The organism is Corynebacterium sp. TAE3-ERU2, from assembly GCF_019209955.1.
Classification (GTDB): domain Bacteria; phylum Actinomycetota; class Actinomycetes; order Mycobacteriales; family Mycobacteriaceae; genus Corynebacterium; species Corynebacterium megadyptis.
In genome coordinates this window covers 288092-303965 of record NZ_JAHUTL010000002.1, presented here as the reverse complement: position 1 = coordinate 303965, position 15874 = coordinate 288092, and the positions used below count along the sequence as shown (strand labels likewise).

Genomic DNA, 15874 nt, shown 5'->3' with positions numbered 1-15874 from the left:
TCAGTCGTCCGTCGGGCAGACGGTGGTGATCACCCCAGCGTTGCGAACCCATTCCGCTAGGTCTGCAGGGGGAACGTTCAGGGTGAGGAGCTGGTTGATGATGTTTCCTAGGGCCGTGGCCTCAGGATCCGTCACGTGAATGCTTTCGCCGAGGGCGGCGGCTGTCCTTTGCATGAGGAAGAGGTTCTTTACCCCGCCTCCCATGACATAGGTTTTCCCCGTGGATCCGGTCAGAGTGCGAAGCGTGTGGATCGCGTCTGCTTGGGCTCGGGCGATGGAATCAAATACGACGCGCAGGATTTCGCCTCGTGTCGAAAGGGTGACGTTATGTTCACGTGCTGCCTGCACGACGCGATCCGGCATGTCTCCAGGGGCACTGAAGCGTGGGTCGCACACATCGATGATGGCGCCTGGATTTGAGGCGTCCGCTAGCAGCCGGTTGAGTTCTTCGTAACTTGGATTTCCCCAGGCGCGCCGACACTCTTGAGCGACCCAGAGCCCAGTGAGGTTGAGCTCGGCTCTGTTATCGCCCCGTGCGGTGGCTTCATTGGTGACCCCTCGGGAGTAGGCCTCCTCTGTCACCACCGCTTCTGAGGTTTGCGCGCCAACAACGGACCATGATCCGCAGGAAATAAACATGGCGTCTTCGGGATAGCCACACTCCCGAGACAACGATGAAAGTGCACAGGCGGTGTCATGAGAGCCAGCGGCGATGACGCGCACGCCATCGGAACGGGTGCCGATCACGCGCCGCTCGCTGGTGATAGAGGGGAGTCGTTGCCGGTCGATACCCGCTGTGGCGAGTATCTCCTCGGACCAATCCTCATGACTTGCCGCGAGAAGCCCCGAGGTAGAGGCGATTCCTCGCGACGCCCACGCCTGGGTGGGCTGATCGAGCAGGCAGCGGGCGATGAAGTCCGGGAGGAACATCACCGTGCCGGTGCTGGGCGGTTGCAGTGCGAGGCGATATACAGAGTTAATGTCTTGGGGGAGAACACCGGAGGCGTGGTACTGCTCCGCCTCCGGCATTCGTGATGCCATCAGGCTTCGGCCTCGGGCGCCGGCACTATCCCGATAGGAGCGTGCCTGCGACAGAGGATTATTGTTCTCGTCGACGACGACGAAATCGACTCCCCATCCATCGACAGCAACTGAGTCGATATCTCCGGCCGCGTGGAGTGCCTGGGCGGCTGCGTCTTTCAGCGCCTCCAAGACCCAGTACAGGTTTCCCTGCTCATCGGTGCAGACGTGGTGTTCTGCACGAAACACTTCCGACCTTGTCAGCTTCTTGGAATCTGTGTCCCATGCACCAACAATTCCACGAACGGAGGACGAGCCCATGTCGATTGCCAAAGTCCTGATGACCCGTGACATTATGTGATCCTTATCTCTTGTCGCTCAGTGCACTGCGCAATTAGGCAAAGAAGGGACCATAGTTTTCGCAGGCGCGGAAGTCGGCGCTTTCCTTGTCTGCGGTTCCATGGAGACCCCATGCGCGCGGGCGGAAGATCTCTGCATCGTCCACGTTGTGCATGTTCACTGGGATACGGAGCATGGCGGCGAGAGTGATCAGCTCCTTGCCGAAGTGGCCGAAGCCGATGGCGCCGTGGTTCGCGCCCCAGTTGTCCATCACGTCATACACCGAGGTGAATGCGCCCTTGCCCGTCAGACGCGGGGCGAAGAACGTGGTGGGCCAGGTGCGGTCCGTGCGGTTCTCGATCTTGGTGGTGGCCTCTTCGCTCAGGGTGACGGTCTCACCCTCGGCGATCTGCAACACCGGGCCGACACCCTTGATCAGATTCAGGCGAATCATGGTGACAGGCATGTTCGGAGCGGTGCGGAAGTGGGTGGAGAATCCACCGCCACGGAAATACTCGTGGGTTGCCGCATGGAAGGTGGTGGCCTCCATGACAGCCTTCTGGTCCTCTTCGGTGACTTCCCAGAAGGGCTTGGTGCACGGATTGCCCTCGGCGTCCTTCATCACGCCGGTGGCGTCGAGAGTGGTGGCGCCGGAGTTACGCAGGTCCAGGAAGCCATTCGCGGCCCCGCCGGTGGGCTTTTCACCAGTGACGCGCTCGATGGCCTCGGGGGACCAGTAGGTGCGCACATCGGAGAACATCTGCGTGCGGTTGGTGAGCAGGTAGTTGAGGAGCATGCTGGCACCATTGAGGGTGTCATTCTCCGTGGCCAACACCACCGGGCGGCGGGCGCCGTTCCAGTCGAAGGTGGTGTTCAGCATGGTCTCCATGAAGTCACCATTGGGGTAGGTGTCGGTCCACTGACGCTGACCCTGGAAGCCGGAGGCGATGGCGTTGAAGCCGCATGCTTCCTCCTCGAAGCCCAGTTCGGCGAGCTTGGGGTTGCCCTCCATCATGTCGCGGCCGATGAGGGCCATCTTGGTGATGAAGTCCCACTGCTCTTCGGCATCGTCGCGCGGCTCGGGGTTGAAGTCCTTGCCGATCTGGACGTTCTCACGCACCCATGCGCGTGCCTTCTCATACTCTTCGGGATCGAAGATGCCTTCGTTGATGCGGCGGATGAACTCGGTCATGTCCACGGACTCCACGCGCATGCCGAGATAGTCCTGGAAGAAGTGGCGATCGATGGAGGAACCAGCGATGCCCATGCAGGTCGAGCCCATCTGCAGATAGCCCTTACCGCGCATCTGGCCCGCAGCAACGGCTGCGCGGGAGAAGGTCAGGATCTTGTCAGAGACTTCTTCCGGGATGTCGGTGTCATCGGCATCTTGAACGTCGTGACCATAGATGCTGAATGCGGGAATGCCGTACTGAGCATAGGCGGCGAGATTTGCGGCCAGCGTGACGGCGCCGGGGCGCTCGGTGCCGTTATAGCCCCAGATGGCGTGGAAACGGTTGGGATCCATGTCCATGGTTTCCGTGACATAGCACCAGGCGGGGGTCACGGTGAGTTCGGCGATCACGTTCTGGCCAGCGAAAAGATCGTCGCAGGCAGCTGCTTCGCCGGGGCGGCCGATGGTGGTTTCGGCGATGACGACCTCGACGGGCTCGCCGTCGAGGTAACGGAGATTCTTAGTGATGAGATCGGCGGCAGCGTGGGCCATCCACATCGTTTTATCTTCGAGTGATTCGCGGACTCCGCGACGACGGCCGTCAATGGTGGGTCGGATGCCAATCTTCGGATGATGAACCATGAGTACTTCTCCTTCGGGAGGTAATGTCACCCCAGTATGGGGGATCTGGAGCGCCGTGGCCGGTGGGGGCGATTGGGCCTAGCCATCGGTCCGTGGGCACTGTCTCATGCCCGTATGTTAGCGCTATCAAAAGTCTAACACCGGCCCTACAGGCGGGGAAGGGGTTTCGACATCTTTCCCGCTAGCCCCACACATACGGGGTGGGTTTTGTGGCGTTCGCCCAGCTTAGGGGCGGCTGAGACGGTCGTCACCCTGGCTTGTGAGGGTGGGAAAGGCTGGAGGAAGGGGCCGCCCAATGGGGGTAGTTATCCGGCGGCGCGGGGCGGGGGAAAAGGGTGCGGCATGATAACGCTCACACATGACAGCGCAAAAGAGCCCACCATGGCGATGGTGGGCTCTTCGTAGTCTGGCTGAGTGGTTGTGCGGCTTAGCGCTTGTGCGGCTGGCCGTAGGTGGCGATGGCGGCGCTGGCCTCTTCCATTTGCTCGGGCGTGAGGATGCGCGGCGTTCCTGCGGCGCGGGCGTTGAGGTAGACCTTGGACAGCCATTCAATGGACTGTGCCTTGGTGTAGGCCTCGGCCAGGTCCTTACCTGCGGCTACGGAGCCGTGATTGCCGAGCAGACATGCGGTTTTGCTCTGTAGTGCGGCCTCGACATTGTCGGCGAGCAATTGGCTGCCATAGCGGGCATATTCGGTGACGGGGATCGCTCCGCCCATGGTGGCGGTGATGTAGTGGATATTGGGCAGCTCTGTCACGCCTTCCAGGCTGGCCACGGTGGTGGCATAGGCGGAGTGCGTGTGCACGATCGAGTCGAGCCCAGTGGTCTGCAGTGCCTGGAGGTGGAGATGAATCTCGCTGGTGGGGCGATACTGACCTTCGACCTGCTCTCCAGTGTCGAAATTGACCACGCAGATGTCTTCTGGGGTGATTCCGACGTAGGGCAGTCCGGTGGGGGTGATGGCGACGAGCTCACCGGCGCGAATAGAGATATTTCCGGCCGTTCCCACGACCAGCCCGTCGGATGCGAAGTGCTGGCAGTAGTCGGCGATGAGTGTTCTCTCTTCTGAGAGAAGCATGGTGTCCTCCTGGCGATTGGGTCTGCGAGTAGAAGCCGTGGATGGCTATCACTGTCGTGTCTATGTGGTGACTAGCGATATATGCAGCTAGAGGCTATAAAACGAGAAATGATAGCGCTCTCATTTGTCATGTTACTACTCTTCGCAGCGATCGGCATAGCGTACGTGGAATAAAGTGAGTTATGGCAAGTACGACACAAATACCCACTAAAAGGGGTGATTTAGCGGATATGGCTGTGTTTATATCCGCTGCGGTTCGCCGCGGTTCGCTTTGCTCGAATACAGTGCAGCACCAGTCCACGGTCTCCTCAGCCGAGAAATGGAAGATAGAAACACGCTGCACGCAGGCGATTGTTGCCTAGGCGGCGGCGAGCGCGGCGCAGCACAGCGCGGCCGCTTGCCCCGCAGGCGGCGCAGGGCAGGGCGTCAGCAGCGGCCCGTGCGGGGGTAGTGGCCTAGGCGGAGGGTTCTGCTCGGAAATCTGAGGTGAGCAGCTGCACTTCGAAAGGATCCTCGGCCAGGCCGGTGAAGCCGCGGCTGCTGAGATGGATCTGCTCGACGGCGATGGGCTGCACCGCGCCACTGGCGAGAATCTCCCGAGCGATCTGTGCGGCCGCGGTCTCGCGGCTCTCGGTGTCTGTGGTGGTTAATGCGGTGGCAATCTCTGCGTCCACGCTCCCATCGCAATAGCGGGCGATGTTATAGCGCTTGCCGCAGGTGGCATCGGAGGCGAGATAGCTGAGTGTGTCCGCAGCACCACTCATGTAGTTGCGGGAGCCGAGAACAAGATCGAAACGCCCGTCCAGGATCCGGTTTTCCAGCGCCCCATAGCTATCAATGCTGAGCTGGACCTGGAAACCGGCCTGCTCGAGCTGTTCGGCGATCTCCGATGCGAGCTGGGGAAGCTCGGGGATATCGGAGTAGGTGGCCATGGTGATATGCGTAGGGCCATCCTCGAGGTCGTCTGTGGCTGGGGTGTTCAGCTTGATCGGCTTCGTTGTGCCATCGCCGCGCTCGGCGGCGCGGAAGAGCGTATTCTGCAGCGCATCCTTATCTGCGGGGTAGCTATCGCGGACCAGTGCGGGCACATCGAGCGCCTCAATCGCGGCGCTGCGCACATCGGCACGGGTGAAGATGCCTTTGCCCGTATTGAAATACAGCAGACTGGTGCGCGGGGTGGATACCGTCATCACCTCGGCGCGCTCGCTCACGTCACTCAGGCTCTCAGCCGGCAAGCCGGCGGCGACATCGAGCCGCGAGCTTTGCACCTCGCGGGCCAGCTCGGCCGGATCGGCGGAGAAGGTGACATCCACGCTGGGCACTCCGGGCTGATCGCCCCAGTAGTCCGCATTGGCCTCAAGGTGTGCGTGCTGCGGGGTGGCGTCCTTCCACACATAGGGGCCGGTGCCGAAGCCGATCGGGGTGATCACCAGGCGCTCGTCTTCTGTGGTGTAGGCCTTGGGCGAAAGAATCATGGTGCCTGGGTCTGCGAAGCGCTGCGCCAAGATCGGGTCCTGGCGATCGGAGGTGACCGTCACCTCGAGAGTGTCTGTGGCGGTGGCCCGCAGCGCCGCCGAGCCGAGTCCGCGCGGCCGATAAGGAGAGGCAAAAGCCTCGTTGAGCGAGTTGGCCACGGCCTCGGCATCCATGCGGGTGCCATCATGAAAGTCCACCCCGGAGCGCAGTTCGAATACCACGGTGGTGGAGCTGGGCTGCTCCCAAGACGAGGCCAACCAGCCTTCGGGAGTGCCGTCGGGGGCGATGCGCACGAGCGTTTCCGAGGAGCCTAAACGCGTCGCGATGGAGGCATCCGCACTAAAGGGCGCGAAGCCGGCGACGGGGGAAAACGCCACGCCGAGACGAGCGGAGTTGGCGTTGGGGGTGCCGGAATCGGCGGAACAGGACACAAGCCCAATCGATAGGGCACACACTGCCGCAAGGGCAGTGGTGGTGGCAACGTTCATGAGGCAAGAAGCTTTCTAGATAAGCACCGAGAGTCACCTCATGGTAGCGCGCCCAGATACACCACCACCCTAGGCACGCACGAAGGGCGCCTAGGGTGGTGGTGCGAGGTGGCGTCGATAAGCATCGCGCCAGGGTGAAAGGAGATTACTCCTTGTCCTCGGAGTCGGAGTCCTCGTCGGAATCCGCATCGTCCTCGTCCACGGTCGGGACGTCCTCCGGATCCTCGTTCTCGGCCTCGCCCGGCTCGACGTCCTCGGTCTCCGGGTAGACGACGCTGAGAACCAGCACGTCTTCATCGGCAGCCAGGGAGCAGTTGCCGGGCATAGCAACGTCCTTGGCCAGGATCTGGGTACCGACCTCGAGGCCCTCGATGTCGATCTCGATCTCTTCCGGAATGGAGAGCACGTCGGCCAGCAGGAGCAGGGTGTCTGCATCCTGGTAGACGAGGGTGCCCGGAGCCGGCTCGCCGGTGTAGGAGATCGGCACCTCGACCTCGACCTTCTCGCCGCGGGAAATGGCGTAGAGGTCGATGTGGTCGATGTCGAAGCTCAGCGGGTTCTGATCAACGTGCTTGATCATGGTGAGGTGCTCCTCGCCATCGACGTTGACGTTCACAATCGCGTTCACACCGTGGTTACGCACGATGGCGGTGAACTCGATGCGGTCGACGGTGGCGTGCACCGGGGCCTCCAGGTGCTTGGAGTACACCACGAGGGGGATCAGGCCGTCGCGGCGGGCACGGCGGGCAGCGCCCTTACCGAACTCAGTGCGAGCGCTTGCCTTGATATCAATTGCCTTAGTAGCCATTGTTATCTCCTTAAAAGTTTGTGTTAGTGGTCAGCGCACCGCAGACGGATTGTGCTTGATCGCGCCGGAACCATGTGCAGGTCCACGACACGAAAAAAGCCCGCAGGCAGTGCGTGGCATCTCGCATCGCCGCAGGCTAGAAGCCCCAATAGGTGGGGCTGAGCTCTTGGATCGCGTCGATAACGGGGCTTGGGTTACAAACCCCCTCGCCGAGACGAACGGAAGTCTAGCACAACCCGCAGGTTATCCACCAAAGACAACCCGATTTCGGATACGGCCGATCCCGTCGATAGAGACCTGAACCACATCATTATGGGAGAGATACTCGCCGCGACCATGCCCCACACCCGCCGGAGTGCCGGTGGCGATTACATCGCCAGGATTGAGCGTGTACAGCTGTGAGCAGAAGGAGACGAGATCTGCTGGGCTAAACACCAGATCCGATAGCGGCGCATTCTGGCGCTCTTCGCCATTGACCACGGTGTGTAGCCGCGCCTCCGCATCCAACTCATCAGGGGTGACCAGCCACGGCCCGAAACCGCTGGTGCGCTCCAAGGACTTGCCCTGATGCCATTGTTGCGTGCGTTTTTGCAGCTCACGACAGGTGAAATCATTGATTACCGAGAAGCCGGCGATAGAATCCGCGGCCTCTTCCGGTGTGGCATTGCGGGTGCGCTTAGCGACGATCACTGCCAGCTCACCCTCGTAGTCTGCAGTGTCCTGAGCGAAAGACGGCACCTGGATATCGTCGAAGGGGCCGATCAGCGCCTCGGGGAACTTGATGAACAAGGTGGGCACATCGGGGCGTTCGTGGCCCATCTCCGCGATGTGGGCCGCGTAGTTCAGGCCGACGCAGATGATCTTGCCGGGGCGCGGAATCGGCGGGGCCAGGGTGTGCTGCTCAAACTCGACCGTCAGCTCCGAGGCGTGTGCGGCGAGCTCTCGCCAATTGGGCTGCTGGAGTAGCTCTGCCACATCGGCAAACTCACCAACAAGAGTGGCCGAGTGGTCATCGTCGACGCGTCCCACGCGAGTCCGATCCGGGGTAAGCGGGGAGCGAAAGGTAGCAAGCTTCATGTCCACCGAGGCTACTTGCCCCGTGGCTGGAGTGCAGTGCGGCTGGCGCGGAAGGGGTGGGCCGCGCACCGGTGGGGCCAGCGGGTGTTTAAAGTTGAAAGGACACACACAGGTGCGAGGAAGGAGGATGCGGGTGCGGCTCTTCAGGAAGAAAGCAGCGACCTCCACGGACGAACACAGCCAGGCGGAGAAGCGCGACAGCGCTCACGATGGTGATGCCCGAACGCACAGTGGCGCCGGCCACTGGTGCGATGCAGGAGCAGCGGCAGACATTGCACCCGAATCCGCGATCGTGCTTGAACCCGCGGTGACCGGCCTCGATGCACCCATCGCTGTGTTTCGCACCGAGGATGACGAGTTCTACTGCATCGACGACACCTGCACCCACGAGGATGCATCGCTCGCTGAGGGCTGGGTGGAAGGCTGCGAGGTGGAATGCCCCGTGCACGTGGCAGCCTTCTGTCTTAAAACTGGGGACGCGCTCACCCCACCCGCCAGCGAGCCCGTGCGTACCTACCCAGTACGGCTGAACGACGGGCACGTGTGGGTGCTGCTAGGGGAGTGAGGGGCTAGGCCTCGGCTCCGCGGAGATAGCTCAGATCTGCGGGATTTACGGGGACCTCAAAATCCAACTTCATGCGCACAATGTCAACGTTGCCATCTTTCACCGGCATCCGTTCTTGAGTCGCGTCGCGTGAGGTCACTGGGCCAAGGTAGAAGAAATCAGTGCCTTCGCGATCATCCCGCTTCGCGAACATGTGGAGGTCGACCGAGTTGTCGATGATCGGGATGAGCTCCTTGCTCTGCAGGGTACGTCGTCCACGGGTGTACCAGGTCATGGTCTCCGGGGAGTCGAGATAATCCTCGTAGCGGGTGCTCTCAGAGAACGCATCACCCTTGTGGTGGGTGATGTAGATCGGGCAGGTGTTCGTCTCTTTATCTATCTTGTAGCCGTTAATTACGCCGCGTTCATTGCGCCTCCAGTTGAAAAGCCGGCAGAAATCTTCGCGGTTGTATAGCTTGCCTACGATCATCTTTCCGTCGATGGAATGCTTCTCCTTGTTGAGGAATAAGCTGGTCTCGATAATGTCGTCGACATGAGCCTTGAACAGCTCGGATGAGCGATAATTCTCCTGGAATATCGAAGAAAGCCTGAGGTCGTTGCCTTCTCGCGTGATGACCGGAAATTCTGGCTCAGTTTTCCAGCAGTCGAACTCTCCGGTGAGCACGCGGACCGCGCTATCAATGGTGGCGCGATCGGATGTTGTGCCGTAATCGGCAAACAAAGCGCGGGTCTCGTCGATTGTTGTGGGGCCATCGATGAGACGACGAAGCAGGAGCGGTTCGTGTGGGCGCTTACCGTCGAGAATCCTCAGAGAGAGCAGATTGAGCAAGCCTACTTGAGTCTCGCTTGGGCTCTCCTCGCAGAACTTCGCAGAATATAACAGCGACCAATAATTCTTCTTCTTGAGAGCCATGACCTCCGGCTCAACATGGTCGAAGCGGGCGAAGTCATAAAGCGTGGGTACTTTGTTGAGGCGAGCGCGCAGATCTGCTATATCCTGCTTCAATAGGTGGAAGTTGTCCATTGTTGCCGTGCTAATAGCGTCGAGGATGCGTTGCTGGGCAATGTTATCGAAGGAGATATGACTGAGTCCGGACACTGCTTTCGCTGCACGTGCGCCGTCTCGAAGGACGCCCTTTATTCTGGTCTCACCAGTGAGAGCCATCGGTACCAGATAATTGTTCTTGTAGTTACCGATGAAGTCGATGACACGAAGGTTCTCTTTACCCGGGTACTTCCTTAGACCGCGACCGAGCTGCTGCGTAAATACAATGACTGACTGCGTGGGGCGCAGCATTACGATCTGATTGACCTTCGGAATATCGATCCCCTCATTGAAGAGATCCACCGTAATAATGTAATCCAGCTCGCCGGCCTCGAGCCGCCGCACCATGCGCTCGCGCTCCTCGTGTGAGTCGGTGGCGCTGAGAGCTACAGTGCGAAGAGGTCGCCCGAATAGTTCAGACTCATTGAGCATGCGAGAAAGGTCCTGCGCCTCTTCGGTGCGACTGCAGAAGATAAGACCACACACATCCCGCACGCGACCATAGACGCGTAGTTTCTCCAGAAGATGCTGCACGCGTTCCTTGGCGACCAGATATTTCAAATCTGTGACGTCATCTACGGTGTTGCCGTCTTCCGCGACATAGTCAGCTACACCGTAATAGTCGAAGGGCGCCAGCATATCGTTCTCCAGCGCAGTGCCGAGGCGGATCTCGAATGCCACGTTGAAATCGAAGAGCTCATAGACGCTGCGATCATCCGTACGCTCGGGAGTCGCAGTGAGCCCCAAGAGGAAATCAGGCGTGAAGTGGTCCATGATCCGGCGGTAGGAGTCAGCAGCTGAACGGTGAGCCTCGTCGATAATGATGTAATCGAACTGATCAGGGCTCAGGCTGTCTAAGCTGCTGTGGCGAGACATCGTCTGCACGGTGGAGAATACGTAGCGAGGCGTGGCATTCCGTTCATTGCCGAGGAATACAGAGAACTCGTCATCCTCTGCGTCAATCACACGGCTGAACTCCTCGCGCGCTTTACGCACGATCTGTTCCCGATGAGCAAGGAACAAGAGGCGAGTCGGTTGCGCTGCACGTGCGGCAAGTGCGGCCAGAATGGTTTTACCGGTGCCTGTGGCGGAAATAATCAGTGCTTTCTGAGCGCCGGTGCTGCGCAGCTTAGTGAGCTCTTCCAATGCATGAAGCTGCATGTCATTGGGGGTGATGCGCTCTCTCGTGCGTAGTTGGGTGTCCCACTCAGGAAAAGCTGGCGCCTGACGGCGCGAGCGATACTCCTCGATCCAGTCCCGAGTCAAAGGAACGGAGATACCACGTTGGTAGCTCGTGGCGTCGTGTAGCTGATAGGCGATGTCCCCGTGTTCCATCGCGCTGAATTTGACGTTCCACTCCTGATTTTTCATCAGTGCTTTACGGGTCATATTCGCACTGCCGACAATGGCGGTGACACCGAAAACCGTGGAGAAAATATAGCCCTTGGCGTGGAATCCATAAGCGTGGTCATCCACCACGCGAACTTCAATATTCGGAAGTTGGAGCAGCTCCTCAAACATTTCCGGCGAGTTGAAATCCAGATAGGTGGACGTGATGATCGTCGCCTTACCCGTGTACTTGAGTAGGTACGGCTTGAGGAGGGCAAGAGCGCCCGGGGTAATAAACGCCACCGAGAAAATAAAGGAACTACACCGCTCCATCTCTCGGGTGATAGCGGCCAGCATCGTGTTGGGATCGCGATTATCGATCAGATGAGGGGTTCCATCGCCCTGTGGTGCATGGTCCTGATCAATAAAGCCATGGTGAAGATCATCCAGCAGCTGCGGTGTGGGATTGGTGTTGCTCATGCGTGTGACAGGATCTCCACGGTAGGAACATCGGCCGGCGCCCATTCCACGTCCTTTAGCTCCTCTTTACTGAGCCAGCGGACCTGCTCGTGCTCGGTCAGTGTGGGCTCTTCCCCGGAGGGCAGAGAGCACACGTATGTGGCCAGTTCAATGATCGCGAAATCATACTCATGCCGCGTGGTGGTGATGTGTTCTTCGATCCGGGCGTCGATCAGTAGCTCTTCTTTGAGCTCGCGGGCGAGGGAAGCCTCCGGTGTCTCTCCCTCTTCAATCTTTCCCCCCGGGAACTCCCAGAAGCCGCCGAGGCTCTTTCCCTGTCCTCGTTGGGCGGCAAGGATCTTTCCGTCTCGTTGGAGTACGGCGCCGGTCACTCGAATGGTCTTCTTCATCACGCCTCGCGTCATCGGGGGTTAGTGCTGTTTGACGTTGCAATTGTAGCAATCGCCCCGGACACCAGACCCTGATATTGGCTCATGCGGAGTGTTCCATCAATCGGAACGAGAGCTGTCGATCATAGTGACCTGAACCATATTGTGGATTGGAACGTAAGGACGCTAATAGGAAAGAGGGGCGCTAGGGGCATGTCTACACAGTTACTTGCGATGTCGCACAGTCCATTGCTCAATGTTCTTGAACCACCGAAGGACGTGCTCGAAGAACTCCACAACGCTTTCGAACAGGCTCGAAACTACGTGAAGTCTTATGACCCGGAGCTTGTGGTCCTCTTCTGGCCCGACCACTACAACGGATTCTTCTATGATCTGATGCCGCCTTATTGTGTGGGCTACGAGTGTGTGAGCGTTGGAGACTGGGGCGGACAAGTTGGGCAGCTCAATGTTCCCACCGAGTTAGCAGAGGAGCTCGCTCAGTTCATCATTTCCAGTGATATCGACGTCGCTATCTCGCGTCGCATGGAGATCGACCACGGGGGAGTACAGCCGCTAGAGGTGATCTACGGCGATATCGAGGGAGTCCCAGTTATTCCTATCTTCGTCAATGGAGTCGCTCGCCCCTTCGTATCAATGGAACGTGTACGGCACCTGGGTGAGGCTGTGGGGCGCTTCTTCGCAGACCGCGATGAACGGGTGCTGTTCATGGCATCGGGAGGTTTGTCCCACGATCCTCCGGTGCCGCAATGGGCTACGGCCACCGAAGAACAAAAGAAACTCTTGCTCAACGGCCGTCATCCCACGGAAGAAGCCCGGCACGCTCGAGAGCAGAACGTGATCAACAACGCTGTCGCATTTGCCAAAGGCGAGGCCCCTATTCAGGACCTTAACCCGGAGTGGGACACAGCATTCATGCAGGTGTGTGCCGGCAACGATCCAACTGGATTCGATAGCTACACGGCTGACGAGATGGACGAACAAGCAGGTCACTCCTCCCACGAGGTACGCACCTGGGTGGCGGCGTTTTCCGCACTTGCGGCCGCCAATCCCGAGGCAGAAGTCCGTTATCAGTACTACAAGCCAATCAAGGAGTTCATCGCTGGCTTCGGAATCATGGCGAAAGGATAGGGCGCAGCTATGAATGATGCGAAAGAGAAGGTTGCCGCAGCACTGCTCGCAGCCTATGAGACTAAAGAAGCCATCGAGCCGCCGCGCAACACCATTCCTGATCTAGATCTGGACGGTGCCTATGCCATCCAACAGTGGCAAGAACGTGCACTAAAAGAGGCAGGGCGCACCATCCTTGGTAGGAAGATTGGGCTCACGTCCATCGCGATGCAGCAGCAGCTTGGCGTTGATAGTCCCGATTTTGGTTTTTTCACCGATCAGCAGCTATTCCACGATGGGGACCACATTGATGTCTCTCAGTTTATCGCTCCAAAAGTGGAGCCTGAATTGGCTTTTAAGATCAATCGCGATCTGGGCGCTGATGCCACGTTTGACGAGGTTGTCGACGCAGTAGAGGAAGCCTATCTCGCAGTAGAGATCATCGACTCCCGCGTTCGGAATTGGGATATCCGTCTCGTTGACACAGTGGCAGACAATGCCTCGTGTGCGGCAGTCATTTTGAGCTCCAATCCGGTTGACATACCTATTGAGCAGTTGGCTGAGGTTGAAGCCGAGATGACGGTGGGAGAAGGCGCGCCGCAATCAGGAATCGGTTCGGCAGTCATGGGGCACCCTTTAGAGCCCCTCGTCTGGCTAGCCGGCGTGCTTGCTGAGCAGGGAACCCCGCTCCAGGCAGGAGAAATCATTCTTACAGGTAGTTTCTGCGGCGCCGCAGCGGTACACGCGGGAGAAAGCGTTCGCGTGGATTACGGCAAATATGGAACTTTGACAGCCACTTTTAGTGAAGGGCAACAATAATGAGTAAAAAGATCACGGCAGCCATCGTTGGTCCGGGAAATATCGGCACCGACCTCATGTACAAACTCCTCAAGTCAGAGGTCATTGAGCCGGTGTACATGGTGGGAGTCGATCCACAATCGGAAGGGCTCAAGAAGGCAAAAGACAAGGGCTTGATTACATCGGCCGAAGGTGTCGAGTGGCTGGTCAAGCAGGACAGGTTGCCGGATATCGTCTTTGAGGCAACCTCCGCCAATGCGCATCTCGCAAATGCCCCGCTTTATCGGGAAGCGGGAATCCGGGCAATCGACTTAACCCCCGCGGCTGTGGGACCCTACTTCTCTCCCAGTGTGAATCTGGACGAGATCAAAGACCTCGACAACGTCAATATGATCACGTGTGGCGGACAGGCTACGGTCCCTATCGTCTCTGCTGTGTCCAGCGTTGTTGACGTGGAGTATGCGGAAATCGTTGCCTCGATTTCCTCTCGATCCGCAGGACCAGGCACGCGTGCCAATATTGACGAGTTTGTAGAAACTACAGCTACCGCGCTGGAAAAGCTGGGCGGGGCGCGGCGAGGCAAGGCCATTATCGTGCTCAATCCCGTTGAGCCGCCGATGAATATGCGTAATACCGTCTATTGCTCGTTGCCTGCCGAGGCGGCACAGGAAGGCGAACTGCAAGACAAGGTTCTCGCTGCAATCGAGACCATGGTTGAACGCGTGAGTTCCTATGTTCCCGGCTATCACGTCACTGCTACTCCGCAGTTCGATGAAGCACGACCGGAATGGAATGGCTGGGGTCGCGTCACTGTGTTGCTTGAGGTGACCGGTGCCGGCGATTACTTGCCGGAGTACGCAGGCAATCTGGACATCATTACTGCAGCAGCTGTGGCCACAGGCGAACGACTCGCGAGCCTGATCTAGGAGAGGAATTTTCACCCATGAGTATTCGTATTAATGACACAACGCTGCGTGATGGTTCACACTCGGTGCGCCATCAGTACACCGAGGAGCAGGTGCGCACAGTCGTACGAGCCCTCGATGATGCCAATGTAGAGATGATTGAGGTTACTCACGGCGATGGCCTGGGCGGATCCTCCTTCAACTATGGCTTCTCCAAGGTCAATGAACTCGATCTGATCGCGGCCGCACGCGATGAAGCGAAAAATGCCAAAATCGCTGCTCTGGTTCTACCTGGTGTCGGGCGCGTAGATGACATCAAGGAAGCACAAGCGCGAGGGGTAGACGTGATTCGCGTTGCCACCCACTGCACCGAAGCCGACGTGTCTATCTCTCACTTCCAAGCTGCCCGCGAGCTGGGACTCGAGACAAGTGGCTTCCTCATGCTCTCGCATCGTTCGGAGCCGGCTGCTCTCGCACAGCAGGCGCGGATCATGGTGGATGCTGGCTGCCAGTGCGTGTTCGTCGTGGACTCGGCCGGTGCAATGATCATGGAGCAGGCATCAGACCGTGTGAAGGCGCTCGTGGACGAGATCGGTGACGATGCCCAGGTGGGCTTCCACGGTCATCAAAATATGTCCTTCGGCGTGGCTAACTCTGTTCTCGCGGTTCGCGCAGGTGCGAGCCAAATTGATGGTTCTCTCGCCGGGCTAGGCGCCGGGGCTGGCAACTCACCGACGGAAGTCCTTGCCGTAGCATTCGAGCGGCTAGGAATTGACACTGGTGTGCAGACCAAGGAAATCCTGCATGCCGCGGAGGATGTACTCAAACCTATGGTGGATCGACTGCCCGCTATGGACCGCGGGTCGATCGTTCAGGGGCAGATGGGCGTGTACAACTCCTTCTTGCTCCACGCTGAGCGCGCGTCGGAACGCTATGGAGTGCCTACGCAGGACATCCTCGCTGAAGTGGGGCGCCGAGGATACGTCGGCGGTCAAGAAGACATGATTATCGATGTTGCTGTCGACCTCAAGCGAGCCGGCTAGAAGCAGAGCGCGAATGCCCTACAGTGGCCTTCCACCCGAGAAGAAATCAGGTGGGAGGCCACACGTGGTGTGTGCACCAGTGCATCCCGGCGATAGCAGCAGGCGCGTATCGCG

At 59.0% G+C, this 15874-nt stretch carries 13 protein-coding genes; 5 read left to right on the top strand and 8 right to left on the bottom strand.

Annotation, left to right across the window (positions count from 1 at the left end; translation table 11 throughout):
• The 6 genes from KRX12_RS04220 to KRX12_RS04195 all read right to left on the bottom strand — a co-directional run bounded on the left by KRX12_RS04220 (nucleotide 1) and on the right by KRX12_RS04195 (nucleotide 8099).
• Nucleotides 1-1341: a rhamnulokinase family protein gene (locus KRX12_RS04220; RefSeq protein ID WP_255550094.1), complete on the bottom strand. Its 1341-nt coding sequence runs from the start codon at nucleotides 1339-1341 to the stop codon at nucleotides 1-3.
• Nucleotides 1342-1414: 73 nt separating this feature from the next.
• Nucleotides 1415-3172 carry an L-fucose isomerase gene (locus KRX12_RS04215; protein WP_218363557.1) on the bottom strand — a complete coding sequence of 586 codons (1758 nt, stop codon included), beginning with the start codon at nucleotides 3170-3172 and terminating at the stop codon, nucleotides 1415-1417.
• A gap of 427 nt (nucleotides 3173-3599) precedes the next feature.
• Nucleotides 3600-4250, bottom strand: a complete 651-nt coding sequence (locus KRX12_RS04210; protein WP_151530097.1) for a class II aldolase/adducin family protein — start codon at nucleotides 4248-4250, stop codon at nucleotides 3600-3602.
• A 455-nt stretch (nucleotides 4251-4705) separates the two neighbouring features.
• Nucleotides 4706-6214, bottom strand: coding sequence for an ABC transporter substrate-binding protein (locus KRX12_RS04205; protein ID WP_218365836.1), 1509 nt, complete (start codon nucleotides 6212-6214; stop codon nucleotides 4706-4708).
• Between the two features lie 145 nt (nucleotides 6215-6359).
• Nucleotides 6360-7022: a 50S ribosomal protein L25/general stress protein Ctc gene (locus KRX12_RS04200; protein WP_218363554.1), complete on the bottom strand. Its 663-nt coding sequence runs from the start codon at nucleotides 7020-7022 to the stop codon at nucleotides 6360-6362.
• Between the two features lie 243 nt (nucleotides 7023-7265).
• Nucleotides 7266-8099: a fumarylacetoacetate hydrolase family protein gene (locus KRX12_RS04195; RefSeq protein WP_218363553.1), complete on the bottom strand. Its 834-nt coding sequence runs from the start codon at nucleotides 8097-8099 to the stop codon at nucleotides 7266-7268.
• On the opposite strand from KRX12_RS04195, the gene KRX12_RS11000 reads away from it, so the two are divergent.
• Nucleotides 8098-8664 (top strand): bifunctional 3-phenylpropionate/cinnamic acid dioxygenase ferredoxin subunit, encoded by a 567-nt coding sequence (locus KRX12_RS11000; RefSeq protein ID WP_370625538.1) that lies wholly within the window; start codon nucleotides 8098-8100, stop codon nucleotides 8662-8664. The two genes, KRX12_RS04195 and KRX12_RS11000, sit on opposite strands and share 2 nt — an antisense overlap.
• A 4-nt stretch (nucleotides 8665-8668) precedes the next feature.
• On the opposite strand, the gene KRX12_RS04185 is transcribed toward KRX12_RS11000, so the two are convergent.
• Together KRX12_RS04185 and KRX12_RS04180 are read right to left on the bottom strand one after the other, a co-directional pair.
• Entirely contained in the window at nucleotides 8669-11518 is a 2850-nt protein-coding gene (locus tag KRX12_RS04185) for a DUF3427 domain-containing protein (protein WP_218365835.1), read from the bottom strand.
• Nucleotides 11515-11907, bottom strand: coding sequence for a (deoxy)nucleoside triphosphate pyrophosphohydrolase (locus KRX12_RS04180; RefSeq protein WP_218365834.1), 393 nt, complete (start codon nucleotides 11905-11907; stop codon nucleotides 11515-11517). The genes KRX12_RS04185 and KRX12_RS04180 overlap by 4 nt, the downstream gene beginning before the upstream one ends.
• Before the next feature lie 192 nt (nucleotides 11908-12099).
• Between KRX12_RS04180 and KRX12_RS04175 the strand changes: the two genes are divergently transcribed.
• From KRX12_RS04175 to dmpG, 4 genes are read left to right on the top strand one after another with little or no spacing between them, the layout of a single operon-like run.
• On the top strand, nucleotides 12100-13035 hold the full coding sequence (locus tag KRX12_RS04175) for a 3-carboxyethylcatechol 2,3-dioxygenase (protein ID WP_218363551.1): 936 nt from the start codon (nucleotides 12100-12102) through the stop codon (nucleotides 13033-13035).
• A gap of 9 nt (nucleotides 13036-13044) precedes the next feature.
• Nucleotides 13045-13833, top strand: coding sequence for a 2-keto-4-pentenoate hydratase (locus tag KRX12_RS04170; RefSeq protein ID WP_218365833.1), 789 nt, complete (start codon nucleotides 13045-13047; stop codon nucleotides 13831-13833).
• Nucleotides 13833-14738, top strand: coding sequence for an acetaldehyde dehydrogenase (acetylating) (locus KRX12_RS04165; RefSeq protein ID WP_218365832.1), 906 nt, complete (start codon nucleotides 13833-13835; stop codon nucleotides 14736-14738). Before KRX12_RS04170 ends, KRX12_RS04165 begins: the two co-directional genes overlap by 1 nt.
• Before the next feature lie 17 nt (nucleotides 14739-14755).
• On the top strand, nucleotides 14756-15760 hold the full coding sequence (gene dmpG / locus KRX12_RS04160) for a 4-hydroxy-2-oxovalerate aldolase (RefSeq protein ID WP_218365831.1): 1005 nt from the start codon (nucleotides 14756-14758) through the stop codon (nucleotides 15758-15760).
• The last annotated feature ends 114 nt before the right edge of the window (nucleotides 15761-15874 follow it).